Annotated in this window: 16 protein-coding genes and 5 pseudogenes; 19 read left to right on the top strand and 2 right to left on the bottom strand. The window is 63.7% G+C overall.

Features of this window, described 5'->3' with window-relative positions; all coding sequences use genetic code 11:
* Positions 1-56: 56 nt before the first annotated feature.
* Together JWR98_RS02850 and JWR98_RS02855 are read right to left on the bottom strand one after the other, a co-directional pair.
* Complete coding sequence (locus JWR98_RS02850; protein ID WP_205489255.1) at positions 57-290, bottom strand: DUF6124 family protein; 234 nt, start codon at positions 288-290, stop codon at positions 57-59.
* A 377-nt stretch (positions 291-667) separates the two neighbouring features.
* Positions 668-1,438 carry a ParA family protein gene (locus tag JWR98_RS02855; RefSeq protein ID WP_078731262.1) on the bottom strand — a complete coding sequence of 257 codons (771 nt, stop codon included), beginning with the start codon at positions 1,436-1,438 and terminating at the stop codon, positions 668-670.
* A 327-nt stretch (positions 1,439-1,765) separates the two neighbouring features.
* On the opposite strand from JWR98_RS02855, the gene JWR98_RS02860 reads away from it, so the two are divergent.
* The 19 genes and pseudogenes from JWR98_RS02860 to JWR98_RS02950 all read left to right on the top strand — a co-directional run bounded on the left by JWR98_RS02860 (position 1,766) and on the right by JWR98_RS02950 (position 18,581).
* Positions 1,766-2,485 (top strand): beta-ketoacyl synthase chain length factor, encoded by a 720-nt coding sequence (locus JWR98_RS02860; protein WP_078731261.1) that lies wholly within the window; start codon positions 1,766-1,768, stop codon positions 2,483-2,485.
* The gene (locus JWR98_RS02865; RefSeq protein ID WP_078731260.1) at positions 2,461-3,273 is read left to right on the top strand and encodes a lysophospholipid acyltransferase family protein; all 813 of its coding nucleotides are present in this window, start codon (positions 2,461-2,463) and stop codon (positions 3,271-3,273) included. Before JWR98_RS02860 ends, JWR98_RS02865 begins: the two co-directional genes overlap by 25 nt.
* Positions 3,251-3,520: a phosphopantetheine-binding protein gene (locus JWR98_RS02870; RefSeq protein WP_078731259.1), complete on the top strand. Its 270-nt coding sequence runs from the start codon at positions 3,251-3,253 to the stop codon at positions 3,518-3,520. The genes JWR98_RS02865 and JWR98_RS02870 overlap by 23 nt, the downstream gene beginning before the upstream one ends.
* A 9-nt stretch (positions 3,521-3,529) precedes the next feature.
* Entirely contained in the window at positions 3,530-3,784 is a 255-nt protein-coding gene (locus tag JWR98_RS02875; protein ID WP_003171252.1) for an acyl carrier protein, read from the top strand.
* Complete coding sequence (locus JWR98_RS02880; protein WP_078731258.1) at positions 3,781-4,326, top strand: COG4648 family protein; 546 nt, start codon at positions 3,781-3,783, stop codon at positions 4,324-4,326. The genes JWR98_RS02875 and JWR98_RS02880 overlap by 4 nt, the downstream gene beginning before the upstream one ends.
* Positions 4,323-5,992, top strand: a pseudogene (locus JWR98_RS02885) (ApeI family dehydratase). Before JWR98_RS02880 ends, JWR98_RS02885 begins: the two are co-directional and overlap by 4 nt.
* Before the next feature lie 33 nt (positions 5,993-6,025).
* A pseudogene (locus JWR98_RS02890) lies at positions 6,026-6,759 on the top strand (glycosyltransferase family 2 protein).
* Positions 6,756-7,691: an LpxL/LpxP family acyltransferase gene (locus JWR98_RS02895; protein WP_078731255.1), complete on the top strand. Its 936-nt coding sequence runs from the start codon at positions 6,756-6,758 to the stop codon at positions 7,689-7,691. The pseudogene JWR98_RS02890 and the gene JWR98_RS02895 overlap by 4 nt, the downstream one beginning before the upstream one ends.
* Entirely contained in the window at positions 7,675-9,216 is a 1,542-nt protein-coding gene (locus JWR98_RS02900) for an HAL/PAL/TAL family ammonia-lyase (RefSeq protein WP_078731254.1), read from the top strand. Before JWR98_RS02895 ends, JWR98_RS02900 begins: the two co-directional genes overlap by 17 nt.
* Positions 9,209-9,634: an acyl-CoA thioesterase gene (locus tag JWR98_RS02905; RefSeq protein ID WP_205489256.1), complete on the top strand. Its 426-nt coding sequence runs from the start codon at positions 9,209-9,211 to the stop codon at positions 9,632-9,634. Before JWR98_RS02900 ends, JWR98_RS02905 begins: the two co-directional genes overlap by 8 nt.
* Entirely contained in the window at positions 9,631-10,221 is a 591-nt protein-coding gene (locus JWR98_RS02910; protein WP_078731252.1) for an outer membrane lipoprotein carrier protein LolA, read from the top strand. The genes JWR98_RS02905 and JWR98_RS02910 overlap by 4 nt, the downstream gene beginning before the upstream one ends.
* Positions 10,211-12,522, top strand: a pseudogene (locus JWR98_RS02915) (MMPL family transporter). The gene JWR98_RS02910 and the pseudogene JWR98_RS02915 overlap by 11 nt, the downstream one beginning before the upstream one ends.
* Before the next feature lie 33 nt (positions 12,523-12,555).
* Positions 12,556-13,802, top strand: a pseudogene (locus JWR98_RS02920) (NAD(P)/FAD-dependent oxidoreductase).
* Entirely contained in the window at positions 13,799-14,533 is a 735-nt protein-coding gene (locus tag JWR98_RS02925; RefSeq protein WP_078731249.1) for a class I SAM-dependent methyltransferase, read from the top strand. The pseudogene JWR98_RS02920 and the gene JWR98_RS02925 overlap by 4 nt, the downstream one beginning before the upstream one ends.
* Positions 14,530-15,012, top strand: a complete 483-nt coding sequence (locus JWR98_RS02930; RefSeq protein ID WP_003171239.1) for a hypothetical protein — start codon at positions 14,530-14,532, stop codon at positions 15,010-15,012. The genes JWR98_RS02925 and JWR98_RS02930 overlap by 4 nt, the downstream gene beginning before the upstream one ends.
* Positions 15,009-16,172: pseudogene (locus JWR98_RS02935) on the top strand (beta-ketoacyl-[acyl-carrier-protein] synthase family protein). Before JWR98_RS02930 ends, JWR98_RS02935 begins: the two are co-directional and overlap by 4 nt.
* Entirely contained in the window at positions 16,169-16,630 is a 462-nt protein-coding gene (locus tag JWR98_RS02940; RefSeq protein WP_078731247.1) for a hotdog family protein, read from the top strand. Before JWR98_RS02935 ends, JWR98_RS02940 begins: the two are co-directional and overlap by 4 nt.
* The gene (locus JWR98_RS02945) at positions 16,627-17,355 is read left to right on the top strand and encodes a 3-ketoacyl-ACP reductase FabG2 (RefSeq protein ID WP_078731246.1); all 729 of its coding nucleotides are present in this window, start codon (positions 16,627-16,629) and stop codon (positions 17,353-17,355) included. The genes JWR98_RS02940 and JWR98_RS02945 overlap by 4 nt, the downstream gene beginning before the upstream one ends.
* Positions 17,355-18,581: a beta-ketoacyl-ACP synthase gene (locus tag JWR98_RS02950; protein WP_205489257.1), complete on the top strand. Its 1,227-nt coding sequence runs from the start codon at positions 17,355-17,357 to the stop codon at positions 18,579-18,581. The genes JWR98_RS02945 and JWR98_RS02950 overlap by 1 nt, the downstream gene beginning before the upstream one ends.
* Positions 18,582-18,584 lie beyond the last annotated feature (3 nt).

Below are 18,584 nucleotides of genomic sequence, written 5' to 3' on the forward strand. Positions count from 1 at the left end.
AGAACAGTGCTGGACAGTGTGGGAGCAAGCACTCTCCCACATTTTTAACCGCGTTTTTACCGTGGGGATAACGGGGCTTCGCGGTCCATCATCTGGCCGACGAGCATGATGCCCAGCTCACTCAATTGGTGGATGGCCAAGGCCACATCGCGGTGTTCGCCGCTGAGGTCGTTGGACAGGTTGAGCAATAGGGTGCGGACGGAGGAGAAGGTTTCGTAGCTGTTGAGGATGAGGGTTTCGGTGGGGAGGTTGGGTGTAACGGTGAAAAGATTCGAATGAGCTTCAAACATATTCTTTGTTCTCTGATAGGGCCTCGACCCTTTGCTACTAAACAAAGGGTGGCGGCTGTACGCAGGTTAGTAGACCGGAGAACAAAGCAAAGACCGGCGCACCCGTAAGTGCCCTGCGCACAGCCACCATCAAGCTGTGCACCTACTTTGTCTGAAGGGCTACTAAACCCGATCACTGAACATTCAGTGACCGCAGAACCTTAAAAGAAGCCCATCCAGACGCACAAGCCGGCCGATTCTGGCTTAGCTGTAGGCATTGAGACAAGGCACAGGGTCTATTGCCAGACCCTTCCTACAGCTTCTGTGGGACAAATCCATTTCCCCTGCTGGAACGCCATACAAGCCCCCTCCCACAGGTTTTTGTGTCGTCGGCCAAATCAGCCGTTTTCCAGCAAGTTATGCAACTCCACAAACTGCAGGGTCAGCTTGTGCCGTGGGTCCAAGTGGATCAGCGGCTTGCTCTCCTGGTGCGACTCACGCATGCGCACCGAGCTGGCCAGGTACACCGGCAACACCGGCAGGCCTTCGGCAATCAGTTCATCGAGTATCTGTTGCGGCAGGCTCGCACGGGCCTGGAACTGGTTGACCACGATGCCTTCCACTTCCAGGCCTTCGTTATGGTCGTCCTTCAATTCTTCGATTTCCGCCAGCAGGCCGTACAGCGCCTGGCGCGAGAAACTGTCGCAATCGAAAGGAATCAACACGCGATCAGCGGCAATCAACGCTGAAACCGCATAAAAGTTCAACGCCGGAGGAGTGTCCAGATAGATTCGGTCGTAATCCTCGCCCAGCTCATCGAGCAGCTTTCGCAGCTTGTTGATCTTGTGCTTGGCCTCAAGCTTGGGTTGCAGGTCGGCCAATTCCGCGGTGGCGGTGATCACATGCAGGTTATCGAACGGGGTTTCGTAGATATCCACCTTGTTCTTCTTCGAAAACGGCCCGGAAGACAAGGTTTGCTTGAAAAAATCCGCGATTCCCATGGGAATGTCGTCGCCGGTCAACCCGGTGAGGTACTGGGTAGAGTTGGCTTGTGCATCGAGGTCCACCAACAGGGTTCGATAGCCTTCGCTGGCGCTGACCGCCGCCAGGTTGCAGGCGATGCTGGACTTGCCCACGCCGCCTTTCTGATTGAACACCACACGCCGCATGGAAAAACCTCCGTGTATCAATAATTATCCGAGTGTAGAGGGCAAAAGCGCCTGTTAGCTACCTCGTTCATCGATACATCGCTGCAATAAAGTCAGGTCACGTACAGGTGAACAGGAACGGCCCGACAATCCAACCCGACCTTGGGTAAAGGACAATCTGTAAATTCCTCCCACTATTCTGTAATCAGCCGTGAACAATTATTTACCAAAGTTTGCTAGAACCCCACGGCACCGGGATAATGCGCGCCATTCGGCGATTGCTCCCTGTCCCGGTATTCGGGGCCAAACGCTGCACATGGAAGCCCGCAGGGGCGGGATAACTTCTCAGTGATCAACTTCAACATCACCCAATGGCGCGCCTGGGCCCCTGGCCTGGAGAGTGCGGACGACTGGCACGCCTGGTGCGAGGCTCCGGTGTCGCTGCCCGCCAGCGAAGCCTCGCCCGACGTGTCGTTCTTGCCGGCCATGCAGCGCCGCCGCCTGAGCCGTCTGGCGCGCATGGCCTTCAGCGTGGGCTGGCCGCTGGCCGAGGGCTTGGCGGATCTGCCGCTGGTGTTTATTTCCCGACATGGCGAAACCCCGCGCACCCTCGACATCCTCAGCGATCTGGCCAACGACCAGCCGTTGTCGCCGACCCAATTCAGCCTGTCGGTGCACAACGCGGTGATTGGCCTGTGGTCGATCCTGCGCAATGAAACCAGCGAAATGACCGCCCTCGCCGCCGCCGGCGACGGCCTGGAACACGGCGTGCTTGAGGCCGCGGCGCTGCTCAACGAAGGCGCGCCCGCGGTGTTGCTGGTGATCACTGAAGAACAACCACCCGAAGCCTACGCCAACTGGATCGTCGATGTGCCCTTCCCCTACGCCCTTGGTCTGCTGCTGACACCAGGCGACGAGTGGCAACTGGAACTCACCCCCGGCACTGTCCAACCCACTCGAACCCAGTGGCCCCACGCCCTGAACCTGCTGCGCACCCTGCTCACCGAACAGGGCGCCTGCCAACATGCCTGGAAGAACCGCGTATGGAACTGGCAACGCAAGGCCTGACCGACAAACCACGGGACGCCTATTACTGGCGCCTGTTCGCCACCGCCGCCAGCTTCACGCTGTTCGGCTTCGGTGGGCTGTGCCTGCGTTTGCTGGTATTTCCATTACTCAGTTGCCTGCCGGGCAGCGCGGAAAAACATCAACGGCGTGTCCGCCACACCATCAGCAAACTGTTCTGGTTCTTTATCCGCATGATGTTTCGTGCCGGTGTGCTGACCTACAGCGTTGAAGGCGCGCAAAAGCTTGGTCGCCCCGGCCAGATGATCATCGCCAACCACCCATCGCTGATCGACGTCGTGTTCTTGATCGGCCTGATGCGCCAGACCAACTGCGTGGTCAAGCAGAGCCTGTTTCAAAATCCATTCATGCGGGGCCCGGTGCGCGACGCAGGCTACATCAGCAATGACGGCAGCTCGGACATGCTCGATGCCGCTGCAGACGCCCTGCGCGCGGGCCAGACCTTGATTATTTTTCCCGAAGGCACGCGCACCACACCCGGCGCGGCGCCTGCCTTTCATCGCGGTGGCGCCGCCATTGCACTGCGGGGTGCGACAATCATCACCCCGGTGGTGATCAAGGTCAGCCCCACCACGCTGACCAAGGCCGAACCCTGGTATCGCATCCCCAAACGCCGTTTTCACTTCAGTTTGCGCGTGGGTGCCGATATAGAACCACAGGCGTTCGCAACACTGGGGCCCGCGCCCCAGGCCTCACGTAAGCTCAACGATTACCTGCATGACTATTTTATTAAGGAGCTCGCCGAAGATGAGCGACCAACAACGCCTTGAGCACGACATAAAGATGCTGATCATCGAGGCCCTGGGCCTGGAGGACATCAGCCCCGACGACATCGGCAGCGAGCAGACCCTGTTCGGCGAAGGCCTGGGCCTGGATTCGGTAGACGCCCTGGAACTGGGCCTGGCAATCCAGAAAACGTACGGCATCAAGATCGACGCCGACGCCAAGGACACGCGCAATCACTTCACCAACGTGGCCAGCCTTGCGGCGTTCGTCACGGCCAGACAGGCAGCTTGAGACCGGACCATGCAAACTCGTGACGATATTTTCAACACCCTGCGCGATGCCTTGGTGGAACTGTTTGAACTGCCCCAGGAGCGCGTCACCCTTGACGCCAACCTGTACCAGGACCTGGAAATCGACAGCATCGATGCCGTGGACCTGATCGACCATATCAAGCGCCAGACCGGCAAGAAAATCGCCGCCGAAGAGTTCAAGGCGGTGCGCACTGTGAACGACGTGGTTGAGGCGGTGTACCGTCTGGTCCAGCCCGCCGCATGAGCCGGCTGATCGGCCTTGGCCTGTTGTTGGCGGGGCTGTTGTACCCCTTTGCGGTGTATTACGGCACCGAACACTTTGCGCCATGGCAATTCGGCCTGTTGCTGGGCAGCCTGTGGCTGTTACGCGCCTTCACCGGCGCACGTCGCCCCGGCAGTCGCTGGATGGCGTCGGCGGTGATCGTGTTCTGCCTGTTGCTGGCCTGGTTCGATAACCCGCATCTACTGCGCTGGTACCCGAGCCTGGTCAGTGCGTTCATGTTGGCGCTGTTTGGGCTGAGCCTGAAATACGGCCCGCCGATGGTCGAACGCCTGGCCCGCATGACTGAACCGAACCTGCCTGCGAATGCGGTGGTGTATACACGCCGGGTCACCGTGGTGTGGAGCGTATTTTTTCTGTGTAATGGCCTGCTCGCCGCCGCCCTGACCCTGTGGGCGCCGCTGAGCTGGTGGACGTTGTACAACGGCCTGATCGCCTACGGGCTGATGGGGCTGTTGTTTGCCGTGGAATGGCTGGTACGACAAAGGGTTCGAGGCCGCGTATGAATGGGTTGAAACTTGAGCACCTGCTGCTTGAGCCGCTGCAACAACGCAGGGTCACGACCGAGCCTGCGATGAATCACGCCCAGCTGTGGGAATATTCCCTGAGCCTGGCGGCCGGCCTGCAAGCGCGCGGCATTCAGCGCCTGGCGGTGTACCTGGAAGATGCCGGCAGCCTGGCGATCGCCCTGCTGGGGGCCTGGCGGGCCGGGGTCAGCGTGCTGCTGCCCGCCGATTTGCAAGCGCAAACCCGCCAACGCTGGGCCGATGCCGTCGACGCCTGGTTGACCGAAACGGCAGACCTGGAGGTATTGTATCAAGCCCCCTTGAGCCCGGCCGCGCTCGACCTCGACACTTGCCAACTAAGCCTGTGCACGTCCGGCTCCAGCGGCGAACCCAAGCGCATCGACAAGACCCTGCGCCAGTTGGCCAACGAAGTTCAAGCCCTTGAGACGCTGTGGGGCGCCGACCTCAAGGATGCGTGCATCATCGGCAGTGTCGCCACCCAGCATATCTATGGTCTGCTGTTCCGCGTGCTGTGGCCGCTATGTGCCGGGCGCACCTTCGTGCGCAAGCAACTGGCCTTCCCCGAAGATTTGCAACGCGCCAGCCGCGAGCACGCGCAGTTCGCCTGGGTGGCGAGCCCGGCGCTGCTCAAGCGCATGGGCGACAACCTCGACTGGCCCGCGCTGAGCCAGGTGTCACGGGTATTTTCCTCCGGTGGCGCGCTGCCGATCGAGGCGGCCGGCAGCTTGTATGATCGCTTGCACCAATGGCCGACGGAAATCCTCGGCAGCTCGGAAACCGGCGGTATCGCCTGGCGCCAGGGCGCGCAACCCTGGCAGCCGTTTGCCGATGTGCAACTGAGCCAGGATGCCGACGGCGCCCTGCGTATCGCTTCGCCCTACCTGCCCGCCGGGCATATCGAGCACACCGCCGATGCGGCGCGCATCCATGCCGATGGCCGCTTCGAACTGCTCGGCCGCCTGGACCGCATCGTCAAACTGGAAGAGAAACGCATCTCCCTGCCCATGCTCGAACAGGCGCTGATGACTCACCCATGGGTCGCCGAAACACGCCTGGGCGTGGTGCAGGAAAACCGCGCCTCCCTCGGCGCCCTGGTGGTATTGAGCGCCGCAGGCCTGCATGCCCTGCGCAACCAAGGCCGGCGCGGCCTCACCCTGGCCCTGCGCCAGCACCTGAGCCAGCATTGCGAAGCCCTGGCGCTGCCGCGTCGCTGGCGCCTGCTGCGCCAACTGCCGCTGAATGCCCAGGGCAAACTGCCCCAGGCCGACATCGAAGCCCTGTTGCTGGCACCACGCCCCAAGGCGCCGGAAGTGCTGGAACAGGCCGAAACCGATGGCGAATGGACCTTGCAACTCAGCGTTCCGCCGGACCTGGCCTACTTCAGCGGGCACTTCCCGGTCACCCCGGTGCTGCCGGGCGTGGTGCAGGTGCAATGGGCGTTCAACCTGGGCCAGCAACTGCTCGATCTGCCGCGAACTTTGCCGGCATGGAAGTGCTCAAGTTCCAGCAACTGGTGCGCCCCGGCGACACCGTTGAACTGCACCTGCGCTTCGACCGCGAACGCGGCAAGTTGTATTTCGCCTACCGCAACGGCGTTGCCGCGTGTTCCAGTGGCCGGATCCAATTGGTGACCGCGCATGCATAAGTTCTTGTGGCGGCAATCTTGAGAAGGTCCATCATGCATAACCCCTGCGCCCTGATCCCGGTCTACAACCACGAGGCCGCCGTGCCCGCCGTGGTCAGCAGCCTGCTGACCAGTGGCCTGCCGTGCCTGCTGGTGGACGACGGCAGCAGCCCGGCGTGCGCGGCGGTGCTGGCGCAACTGGCAACCCTGGATAACGTCACCCTGCTGACCCTGCCCCACAACCAAGGCAAGGGCGCGCCGTGATGGCGGGTTTTCGCGAAGCGGCGCGCCTGGGCTACAGCCATGCCCTGCAAGTGGACGCCGACGGCCAGCATGACCTGCGCGAAGTCGAGACCTTTATCGACACCTCGCGCCGGCACGCCGACGCGATCATCTGCGGCTATCCCGAATACGACGACAGCGTGCCCAAAGGCCGCCTGTATGCGCGCTACCTGACCCACGTGTGGGTGTGGATCAACACGCTGTCGTTGCAGATCCGCGACTCCATGTGCGGTTTTCGTGTGTACCCGCTGGCCCCAGTGCTGGCGCTGATGGACTCGGCCTACATCGGCACGCGCATGGACTTCGACTCGGACATTCTGGTACGCCTGGCCTGGCGCAATCAGCCGATGCGCTGGCTGCCGACGCAGGTGCATTACCCCGCCGACGGCCTGTCGCATTTCCGGCTGTTGCGCGACAACGTACGCATCTCGGCCATGCACACTCGGCTGTTCTTCGGCATGCTGATCCGCGCGCCGATGATCCTGTGGCGACGGTGGCAGGCATGAACGACAGCACCAAACACTGGGCCGATCGCGAAGAACGCGGCAGCTACGTGCTGATGAAGCTCACCGCAGTGGCCGCCAAGGTCCTCGGCCGCCGGCTGCTGAGCCCGGTGCTGTACGGGATCGTGCTGTACTTTTTCCTGTTCGGCCGTGCCGCGCGCCAGAGCGCCTGGGACTACCAGCGGCGGCTGGCCGAGTGGAGCGGGCGCGACGAGCTGCGCCCGAACCAGCGCAAAGTCTTCGGCCAGTTCATGGCCTTCGCCGACGCCCTGCTCGACAAGCTCGACGTATGGAACGGCAAGCTGCGCATCGAGCAGATCGAAATCAACGACCCGGCCAAATTGCGCGGGCAACTGCGTGGCGGACGCGGGCAGATGCTGGTCGGCGCACACCTGGGCAATCTCGAAGTGTGTCGTGCGCTGGCGGAGATCGGCGAACAAGTGACCATGAATGTGCTGGTGCACACCAAGCATGCCGAACGGTTCAACCGCTTGCTCGGCGAAGCCGGCGCGACCCATTTGCGCCTGATCCAGGTCAGCGAGCTGGACCCGGCCACCATGCTGCTGCTCAGCCAGCGCCTGGACGACGGCGAGTGGCTGGCAATTGCCGGTGACCGCGTGCCGCTGCATGGCGGTCGCACGGTGCGCGTGGATTTCCTCGGGCATGCTGCGGCGTTCCCCCAAGGGCCGTGGCTGCTCGCCGGCCTGCTCAAATGCCCGGTGAACCTGCTGATGTGCCTCAAGCGGCAGGGCCGTTATCACCTGACCATCGAGCCGTTTGCCGAATCGATCGAATGGAAGCGCAGCACCCGCGAACAGGTCATCGCTCAGTGGACCGCGCGCTACGCCGCTCGCCTGGGCCAGTTCTGCCTGCAAGCACCTCAACAATGGTTCAACTTTTACCCTTTCTGGAAGACCGATGACGACGCATCTTGAGCCGGTAATCTTTGGCGAACGCCCTCTGCGCATAGAAGACGTGCTGGCCCTGGCCAACCGTCAGGCGCCCACGCAGTTGCAGGGCGATGCCGCGTATCGCCAGCGCATTGCCAAGGGCGCGCAGTTCCTCGACTCGCTGCTGGACAAGGAAGGCGTGATCTACGGCGTGACCACCGGCTACGGCGACTCGTGCGTGGTGGCGGTGCCGTTGCAGCACGTCGAAGCGTTGCCGCGTCACCTGTACACCTTCCACGGCTGCGGGTTGGGCAAGCTGCTCGATGCCCAAGCCACCCGCGCCGTGCTCGCCGCGCGGTTGCAGTCGCTGTGCCACGGCGTGTCCGGGGTGCGCGTGGAACTGCTGGAGCGTCTGCATGCCTTCCTGGAGCAGGACGTACTGCCGCTGATCCCGGAAGAGGGCTCGGTGGGCGCCAGCGGTGATTTGACGCCGCTGTCCTACGTGGCCGCGACCCTGTCCGGCGAGCGCGAAGTGATGTTCCGTGGCGAGCGCCGCCAGGCTGCGGATGTGCACCGCGAACTCGGCTGGACGCCGCTGGTATTGCGCCCCAAGGAAGCCCTCGCGCTGATGAATGGCACCGCCGTAATGACCGGCCTCGCCTGCCTGGCCTTCGCCCGCGCCGATTACCTGCTGCAACTGGCCACACGCATCACCGCGCTCAACGTGGTGGCGCTGCAAGGCAACCCGGAACATTTCGACGAACGCCTGTTCGCCGCAAAGCCGCACCCGGGGCAGATGCAAGTCGCCGCGTGGCTGCGCCAGGACCTGGCCATCGACGCGCCCACCGCGCCGCTGCACCGCTTGCAGGACCGCTACTCGCTGCGCTGCGCGCCCCACGTGCTCGGTGTGCTGGCCGACAGCCTGAACTGGCTGCGGTCCTTCATTGAGATCGAATTGAACAGCGCCAACGACAACCCGATCATCGACGCTGAAGCAGAGCGCGTGCTGCACGGCGGGCACTTCTACGGTGGGCATATCGCCTTTGCCATGGACAGCCTCAAGACCCTGGTGGCGAACGTCGCCGACTTACTGGATCGCCAGCTCGCGCTGCTGGTGGACGTGCGCTACAACCACGGCCTGCCGAGCAACCTGTCGGGCGCCCCGGCCGACCGCGCAATGATCAACCATGGCTTTAAGGCCGTGCAGATCGGCACCAGTGCCTGGACTGCCGAAGCCCTTAAAAACACCATGCCGGCCAGCGTGTTCTCACGCTCCACCGAATGCCATAACCAAGACAAAGTCAGCATGGGCACCATCGCCGCCCGCGATGCGATCCGCGTGCTAGAGCTGACCGAGCAGGTCGCTGCCGCCACCTTGCTCGCCGCCAACCAAGGCGTGTGGCTACGCGCCCAGGCCGAGGATGCGCGCCCGTTACCGCCCGCACTGGCCGCGATGCACGCAGCACTGGCCAAGGATTTCCCACCGGTGATCGAAGACCGCGCCCTGGAAGGCGAACTGCGCCTGTGCCTGCAACGCATCGCCGAACAACACTGGAGGCTGCATGCGTAGCCAAGGCGTATTGCACAACGACACCGAAATCCTCGTGCCGTTTTTTGATATCGACACCATGAACGTGGTGTGGCACGGGCATTACGTGAAGTACCTGGAAGTGGCGCGCTGCGCGCTGCTGGACAAGATCGGCCACAACTACACGGCGATGCTCGAAGCCGGCTACGCCTGGCCGGTGATCGACATGCAACTGCGCTACGTGCGCGGCGCCACCTTCGGCCAGACGATCAACGTACGCGCCAGTCTGGTGGAGTGGGAGAACCGCTTGAAGGTCAACTACCTGATTACGGACCTGGCCAGCGGCGAGCGCTTGACCCGCGCCAGCACCGTGCAAGTGGCGGTCGAGATCGCCAGCCGCGAGATGCAGTTGGCCTCGCCCAAAGTGTTCACCGATGCCGTCGAAAGGGCCTTGTCATGAAACTGATCACCTTCCTCGGCGCACTGCTGCTGTCACTTCAAGCCCAGGCCTTCGACCTGCAACAACTGAGCGACCAGCTAGCCAAACCCAGCGTCATCCACGGCAGCTTCACCCAGGAAAAACACTTGCGTGCTCTGCCCCAACCGCTGGTCAGCAAGGGCACCTTCGTCCTCGCCAAGGACCACGGCCTGCTGTGGCTGCTCAAGACCCCGCTGCAACAGGACTACCGCATCAGCGCCCAGGGTATCGCCCGCCGTGACGCCAACGGCTGGCAACTGCTGCCGAACAAGAGCGCCGGGGCCGAGCAGAATCGTTTGTTCCTCGCCGTGCTGCAGGGCGACAGCAGCGGCTTGCAGCGTGACTTCGAGCTGCAGCTGCAGGGCGAGGCCACGCAGTGGAAGCTCACGCTGACCCCGCGTTCGATGTTGCTCAAACAGGTGTTCAACCAGATCAATATCGACGGTGGCGCGCTGGTGCACAGCATCGAACTGCTGGAAACCCAGGGCGACAGCACCCTATTGCGCATGCAGGACAGCACCGCCGATCAACCGTTAAGTGAAGCGGAGCAACACGACTTTGCCCAGTGAGCGCCTGTTGCCGCGCCTGTTCCTGATCCTGCTGGTGGCCGTGCTGGCCCTGGCCGGCTGGCAATGGCGCCATGGCGCGCCGCTGTCGGCCAACCTGATGGAACTGGTGCCGGGCAGCACGCCGGATGCCCTGGAGCTGCTGGCCGAACAGCGCATGCAGGAGCCGCTGAACCGCGAGATGCTCGTACTGGTGGGGCACGCCGACCGCCAGCAAGCGGTGGCCGTGGCGCAGCAACTGGGTGAGCGATGGCAGGCCAGTGGCGTGTTTGAAAAGGTGCAGTGGAACCTGCAAGCCGACCTGCCGGCACTGCGCGAACAATTGCTGCGCGGCCGCCTGGCAATGCTTTCGGCCAAGGACCGCGAGCAACTGATCGAACAGCCCGACGCGTTTATCCAGCAACGCGTGCAGTCATTGTTCGACCCCTTCACCGGCTTCAGCCTGGTGCCGAGCCAGGAGGACTGGCTGGGCCTGACCGGGCGCATCCAGAACAGCCAGCCGCAACGCGGCGCGGTGCAGTTGGATATCGGCAGCGGTGCATTGATCGCCGATGCCGACGGCAAAAGCTGGGTGCTGTTGCGCGCGCGCACCACCGGCAATGCCTTCGATATGAAACTGCCGCTGCAGGTGGCGGATTTGCTCCAGGCCAGTCGCGAACAAGCCGGCCAGCAAGGCGCACAGCTGCTGGCGGCCAGCGGTTTGCTCTACGCGGCCAACGGTCAGCGGCAGGCGACCCGGGAAATGACCTGGGTCGGCGGCGGCGCGACCGTGGGCATCCTGGTATTGCTGCTGCTGGCGTTCCGTCGCTGGCGGGTGTTGCTGGCCTTCGTGCCGGTGCTGGTGGGCATGCTGTTTGGCGCGGTGGCCTGCGTGGCGCTGTTCGGCCATATGCATGTGATGACCCTGGTGCTGGGCTCCAGCCTGATCGGCGTGGCGGTGGATTACCCGCTGCACTACCTGTCGAAAAGCTGGAGCCTCAAGCCGTGGCGCAGTTGGCCGGCGTTGCGCCTGACCCTGCCAGGGCTGAGCCTGAGCCTGGCCACCAGTTGCATCGGTTACCTGGCGCTGGCCTGGACGCCGTTCCCGGCGCTGACACAAATCGCCGTGTTCTCCGCCGCAGGCCTGGTCGGTGCCTACCTGTGCGCCGTGTGCCTGTTGCCGGCGCTGCTCAAGGGTGTCGAACTGCGCCCGGCACAATGGCCGTTGCGTATCGCCGAATGCCTGTGGTTGCTGCGTGAGGCCTTACTCAAGCGCGTCCCCAGCCCGGTGTTGCTGGCGCTGGTGCTGCTGTTCTGCGCCGGTGGCCTGTGGCAGTTGAACAGCAAAAACGATATCCGCCAGTGGATCGGCGCACCGCCGCAATTGCTGCAAGAGGCCCAGGCCGTGGCGCGCATTACCGGGTTCCAGCCCACCAGCCAGTTCTTCCTGGTGCGCGCCGAGAACAGCAACAGTTGCTGGAGCGCCAACGTGCCTTGGGCCAGCGCCTGGATCAATTGGTGAACATGGATAAGCTCCAGGGTTACCTGGCGCTCACTCAACTGGTCAACCTGCCGGCCGAGCAGCAGCAGCTGCGCGATGCCCTGAACGCCCTCGCGCCGCATTGGCAACCGCTGCTGGACCTCGGCGTACCGGCCAGCGCCCTGCAAGCCGAAGTCGCGCAGCTGCAAGCGTTGCCCACCGAAGACATCGACGCCGCGCTGGCAGGCCCGTTGGCCGAACCCTGGCGCACGCTGTGGCTCGGCCCGATGGACGGTGGCGTGGCGGCAATGGTCAGCCTGCAAGGCTTGAACAACCCGGCGCTGCTGCGCGTGCAGGCGGTGGACTTGCCCGGCGTGCAGTTGGTCGATCGCCTCGGTGATTTGAACCGCGTCTTCGCCGCCACGCAGATCAGCGCCGCCGAATTGAAACTGATGTCGTGCGGACTGATCGTGCTGCTGTTGATTCTGCCGTTCGGCTTCAGCGGCGCCTTGCGCATCGTTGCCCTGCCCTTGCTGGCCGCGCTGTGCAGCCTGGCGAGCCTGGGTTGGCTGGGCCAGCCGCTGACGTTGTTCAGCCTGTTCGGTTTACTGCTGGTCACGGCGATCAGCGTCGACTACGCGATCCTGATGCGTGAACAGATTGGCGGCGCTGCTGTCAGCCTGTTGGGGACGCTGCTGGCGGCGCTGACGACCTGGTTGTCGTTCGGCCTGCTGGCGGTGTCCAGTACCCCGGCGGTGAGTAACTTCGGTTTATCGGTGAGCCTGGGCCTGGCGTTCAGCTTTATGCTGGCGCCCTGGGCCGGTCATCGCAAACACGCCTTATGAATCTGATTATCGCCCATGCGGCAAGGAGCCCTCGTGCCCATAGTTGAAATGGAACGCCGCCAGGTCGTGGTGATCGGTGCCGGTCCGTCCGGCGCCATCGCCGCCGCGCTGCTCAAGCGTAAAGGGCATGATGTATTGATCATCGAGCGCCAGCATTTCCCGCGTTTCTCGATCGGCGAAAGCCTGCTGTCGCACTGCATCGACTTTATCGAAGAAGCGGGCATGCTCGACGCTGTGCAGGCGGCCGGCTTCCAGGTAAAAACCGGCGCGGCGTTCGCCTGGGGCGAGCGTTACAACGCCTTTGATTTCAGCGACACGTTCAGCAACGGCAAGCCGACGACCTTCCAGGTGCAGCGCGGCGAGTTCGACAAGTTGCTGGCCGACCAGGCCGCGCTGCAAGGCGTGGAGATTCGCTACGGCGAAACCATCGTCGGCGTGGACCTCAAAGGCGAAACCCGCTACCTGCACGTGCGCCGTGAGAACGGCAGCGAGTACCACCTCAAGGCCAAGTTCGTGCTCGACGCCAGCGGTTACGGCCGCGTGCTGCCGCGTCTGTTGGACCTGGAAGCGCCGTCGAACTTCCCGGTACGCCAGGCGGTGTTCACCCACATTGAAGACCGCATCGAACACCCGGGCTTCGATCGCAGCAAGATTCTTGTCACCACGCATCCGACGAAGCGCGATATCTGGTTCTGGACCATCCCGTTCAGCAACGGCCGCTGCTCGGTAGGCGTGGTCGCGGCCAAGGAGCATTTCGACGGCCGTGACACCGACCTCGACGCCTGCCTGCGCGGTTTTATCGACGAAACCCCGAGCCTGGCGGGCGTGCTGCAACATGCCGTGTGGGACACCCCGGCGCGCACCATCGGCGGCTACTCGGCCAACGTCAAAACCCTGCATGGCCCAGGCTTCGCGCTGCTGGGCAACGCGGCGGAATTCCTCGACCCGGTGTTCTCGTCCGGCGTGACCATCGCTATGCGTTCGGCGAGCATGGCCGCGGGCCTGCTGGACCGTCAGCTCAAAGGCGAAACCGTGGACTGGCAAACCGAGTTTGCCGAACCGTTGAAACGCGGCGTCGACACCTTCCGCTGCTACGTCGAAGGCTGGTACGCGGGCACCTTCCAGGACGTGATTTTCCACATGGGCGCTCGCCCGAGATCAAGTCCATGATCAGCTCGATCCTCGCCGGCTACGCCTGGGACGAACGCAACCCGTTCGTCAGCGAGCCCAAGCGGCGGTTGCGGATGTTGTCGCAGATTTGTGCGAGTGAACCGGTATGACGTCCCGGTACCTGAGTAAAAACTACGTCGAAGAAACCCGATTCGGCTTCTGGTTCCTGCGCAGCCACACCTGGCAGCATCATGTGTTGCGCGTGGCGATCAACGACCTGCGCAGCCTGTTCAGCGAGCCGCTGCCAGACGCGCCGGTGCTGCTGGACGCCGGATGCGGCCAGGGCAAGTCCTTCAAGCTGCTGCAGCAGGTGTTCGCGCCTGGGCGCCTGATCGGCGTGGACGCCGACCCGCACAGCCTGGAAATGAGCCGGGAGGAAGCGACCCGCCAACACCTGGCCGTCGAGCTGATCGGCAGCGATTGCGCCACTCTCGACCTGCCCGATGCCAGCGTCGACATTGTGTTCTGTCACCAGACCTTCCACCACCTGGTCGAGCAGCACCACGCATTGCAGGCGTTCTACCGGGTGCTCAAGCCCGGCGGCTACTTGCTGTTTGCCGAGTCCACCGAAGCCTATATCGACACCTGGGTGATTCGCTGGCTGTTCCGTCACCCCATGCATGTGCAAAAAAGCGCCGAAGCGTACCTGCAGATGCTCCGCGAGCAGGGCTTTGAGTTCGCCGCGCAGAACGTCTCGTACCCGTATCTGTGGTGGAGCCGCGCCACCGATTTCGGCCTGCTTGAGCGCTGGGGCCTGCGTCAGCCAAAACCGGTGGGCCAGCGTGAGGAAACCCTGGTCAACTGCGTGGCGCGCAAGCCCCTGCGGAGCGCCGCACCATGACTCGCGGGTTACTGCTCGGTTGCCTGTTGCTGCTGAGCGCCTGCGCCAGCCAGCCGCCGCTGCCGCAAAGAACACCGGCCCTGGCCTTGCCGATGCAATTGCATGTGCAGCGCCTGGCGGACGGCCAGAGCCAGGACTGGCTGCTGGTGATCCAGCGCGAAGATGGCGCGGTCCGCTGGTCGATGATGGACCCGTTGGGCATCCCCCAGGCCCGGCAAAAGCTGGTCGATGGCCAGTGGCAAGCCGACGGTTTGCTGCCGCCCAACCCCCAGGCACGCGAGCTGTTCGCCGCGCTGCTGTTTGCCCTGACCTCGGCGGATGAGGTCCGCGCGCTTTACCCCAGCGCCCAGGCGATGGACCTGACGCGTACGTTGCCGGGCCATTGGCAGATCGTTTACCAATCCTCGGAAGTGTTCAGCGTGAACATGACCGGGCAGCCCTTGCGTTATCGCATCACACCGCTTGGGGCTAGCCGATGACCGCGTACCTCAATGCCCTTGGGCTGATCTGCGCACTTGGCCGTGGCCAGGCGGACGTCAGCCGCAGCCTGTTTGCCGGCGATTGCTCGGGCATGCGCGCCGAAAGCGGCTGGGTGCCGGAGCGCGTGCTGCCGGTGGCCGGCGTGCACGGCAAACTGGCGAGCATCCCGCCGGAGCTTGGCCAGCAGAGCAGCCGCAATAACCAGTTGCTGCTGGAGGCTGCGCTGCAGATCGAGGGCCAGATTCGCCAGGCCATCCACACCTATGGGGCCTCGCGGGTCGGCGTCGTATTGGGCACCAGCACCTCGGGCATCGACGAAGCCAGTCGCGGCATCGCCCAGTACCTGCGGGAACAGCGGTTCCCTGGCGGCTACGATTACCAGCAACAGGAACTCAGCGCCCCGGCGAACTTCCTCGCCGATTGGCTGCAACTGAGCGGTCCGGCCTATGTGATCTCCACTGCCTGCACCTCCAGCGCCCGTGCCTTGATGAGCGCCCAGCGCCTGCTCGACCTGGGCGTGTGCGACGCGGTGATCTGCGGCGGGGTCGACAGCCTGTGCAAGCTCACGCTGAACGGGTTTATCGCACTGGATGCGGTCTCTAACACGCGCTGCAATCCATTTTCGGCGAACCGCGATGGCATCAATATCGGCGAAGCGGCGGTCCTGTTTCTGATGAGCCGCGAGCGGCGTCCGTGGCCTTGCTGGGCGGCGGCGCCAGCTGTGACGCTCACCATATTTCCGCGCCCGAGCCCACCGGCAAGGGCGCGTTGCAGGCGATGCGCAAGGCCTTGGCCTGCGCGAACCGGGTGCCTGGGCAGATCGGCTACCTGAACCTGCACGGCACCGCCACCCAGCACAACGACGCCATGGAAAGCCTGGCCGTCGCCAGCCTGTTCCCCGACGGCGTGGCCTGCTCATCGACCAAACCCATGAGCGGCCATACCCTGGGCGCAGCCGGTGCGTTGGAGGCGGCGTTCTGCTGGCTGAGCCTGGCCCACGGCCGGTGCGCCCCACGTGTGGGACGGCCAGCCCGACCCTGCGCTGCCCGCCTTGCACTGGGCGCGCCTGGGCGACACCCTGGAAAAACCCTGCCTGATGAGCAACTCGTTTGCCTTCGGCGGCAATAATGTCAGCCTGATTATCGGAGAGGCCCCATGATCGATTGGCCACTCGCCGAACTGCTGCCCCATGCGGGCGACATGATCCTGATCGACCAGGTGCTGTCGTTCGATGAAGAGCAGATCCGCACCCGCACCACCGTCAAGCCCGGCGGCCTGTTCAACGCCGCCGACGGCAGCCTGCCGGCCTGGGTCGGCATCGAGTTGATGGCGCAAAGTGTCGCCGCCTACGCCGGTTGCCATGCGCGCCGCAAAGGCGAAGCCGTGGCACTGGGCTTCCTGCTGGGCACCCGCAAATTCGAGTGCAACGTGGCGCACTTTCCCGCCGGCGCCGAGCTGACCATCCACGGCCTGCGCTCCCTGGAAGACGACAACGGCATGGGTGTGTTCGAATGCCACCTCACCGGCAGCGGTATCCAGGCCAGTGCGCGCTTGAACGTATTTCGACCGCCCCAGGCGGCCAACTATTTAGCTGAATCGAAGGACCAAACGTCATGACTGAATCCGTACTGGTCACCGGCTCCAGCCGTGGCATCGGCCGCGCCATCGCACTGCGCCTGGCCCAGGCCGGGCATGACATCGCGCTGCACTGCCGCAGTGGGCGCGCCGAAGCCGACGCAGTACAGGTCGAAATCCAGGCCCTGGGACGCCAGGCGCGGGTGCTGCAATTCGACGTGGCGGATCGCGCCCTTTGCAAAGAAATCCTTGAGGCTGATGTAGAGCAACATGGCGCCTACTACGGCGTGGTGCTCAACGCCGGCCTGACCCGCGACGGCGCGTTCCCGGCCTTGTCGGACGACGATTGGGACGTGGTGATGCGCACCAACCTGGACGGTTTCTACAACGTACTGCACCCGGTGATGATGCCGATGATCCGGCGTCGTGCCGCCGGGCGTATCGTGTGCATCACGTCGGTTTCCGGGCTGATCGGCAACCGTGGTCAGGTCAACTACAGCGCCTCAAAAGCCGGCCTGATCGGCGCCGCCAAGGCCCTGGCCATCGAACTGGGCAAGCGCAAGATCACCGTCAACTGTGTGGCACCGGGGTTGATCGATACCGCCATGCTGGATGAAAACGTACCGGTGGAAGAACTGATGAAGATGATCCCGGCGCAGCGCATGGGCACCCCGGAGGAGGTCGCCGGTGCGGTGAATTTCTTGATGTCGGCCGAAGCCGGCTATATCACTCGCCAGGTGTTGGCGGTGAATGGGGGCTTGTGCTGATGAAACGCGTAGTCGTCACCGGCATGGCCGGCATCACCTCCCTGGGCGGCGATTGGGCCACCATCTCGGCCAACTTTCGCGCCAACCGCAGCGGCATTCGCCGCATGAACGAGTGGGACCGGTTTACCGAGCTGAACACGCGCCTGGCCGGGCCGATTGATGATTTCGTGGTGCCCGCGCACTGGACGCGCAAGCAATTGCGCAGCATGGGCCGTGTCTCGCGCCTGGCGGTGTGGGCGGCGGAGCGGGCGTTGCAGGACGCCGGCTTGCTCGGTGACGAGTCGATCAAGGACGGGCGCATGGGCGTGGCCTGTGGTTCGTCCACCGGCAGCACCGACGAGATCAAGGCCTTCGGCAATATGTTGCTCAACTCGGTGGCCGAGGGGCTCAATGCCAACTCGTATGTGCGCATGATGCCGCACACCACGGCGGCGAATATCAGCATCTTTTTTGGCCTGACCGGACGTTTGATCCCCACCTCCAGCGCCTGCACCAGCGGCAGCCAGGGCATCGGTTACGCCTACGAGGCGATCAAGTTCGGCCGCCTGCCGCTGATGCTCGCCGGTGGCGCCGAGGAACTGTGCCCCACCGAAGCCATGGTGTTCGACGCGCTCTACGCCACCAGCCTGAAGAACGACGCACCGCAGACCAGCCCACGCCCCTACGACAGCGGCCGCGATGGCCTGGTGATCGGCGAAGGCGGCGGCATGCTGGTGCTGGAAGAGTTGGAGCATGCCCTGGCCCGTGGCGCGCACATCCACGCAGAGCTTGTCGGCTTCGGCAGCAACGCCGACGGCCAACACACCACCCGTCCGGAACAGAAAACCATGCGCCGCGCCATGGAGCTGGCCCTGGAAGATGCCGGACTTGAACCGTCCGCCATCGGCTACGTGAATGGCCACGGCACCGCCACCGACCAGGGCGACATCGCCGAAACCCTGGCCACCAGCAGCCTGTTCGGCCCGCGTATGCCGATCAGCTCGCAAAAAAGTTTCCTCGGCCACACCCTGGGCGCATGCGGGGCGCTGGAGTCATGGTTCAGCATTGAGATGATGAACCGCGACCAGTACGTGCACACCTTCAACCTGGAGTCAGTCGACCCGCAATGCGGTGAGCTGGATTACCTGCAAGGCGGCTTTCGCCAGATGCACCACGACTACGTGATGAACAACAACTTTGCCTTTGGCGGCGTCAACACCTCGTTGATTTTCCGCCGCTGGTCCTGACTT

The sequence above is a fragment of the Pseudomonas lactucae genome (genome assembly GCF_016937615.1).
Classification (GTDB): domain Bacteria; phylum Pseudomonadota; class Gammaproteobacteria; order Pseudomonadales; family Pseudomonadaceae; genus Aquipseudomonas; species Aquipseudomonas lactucae.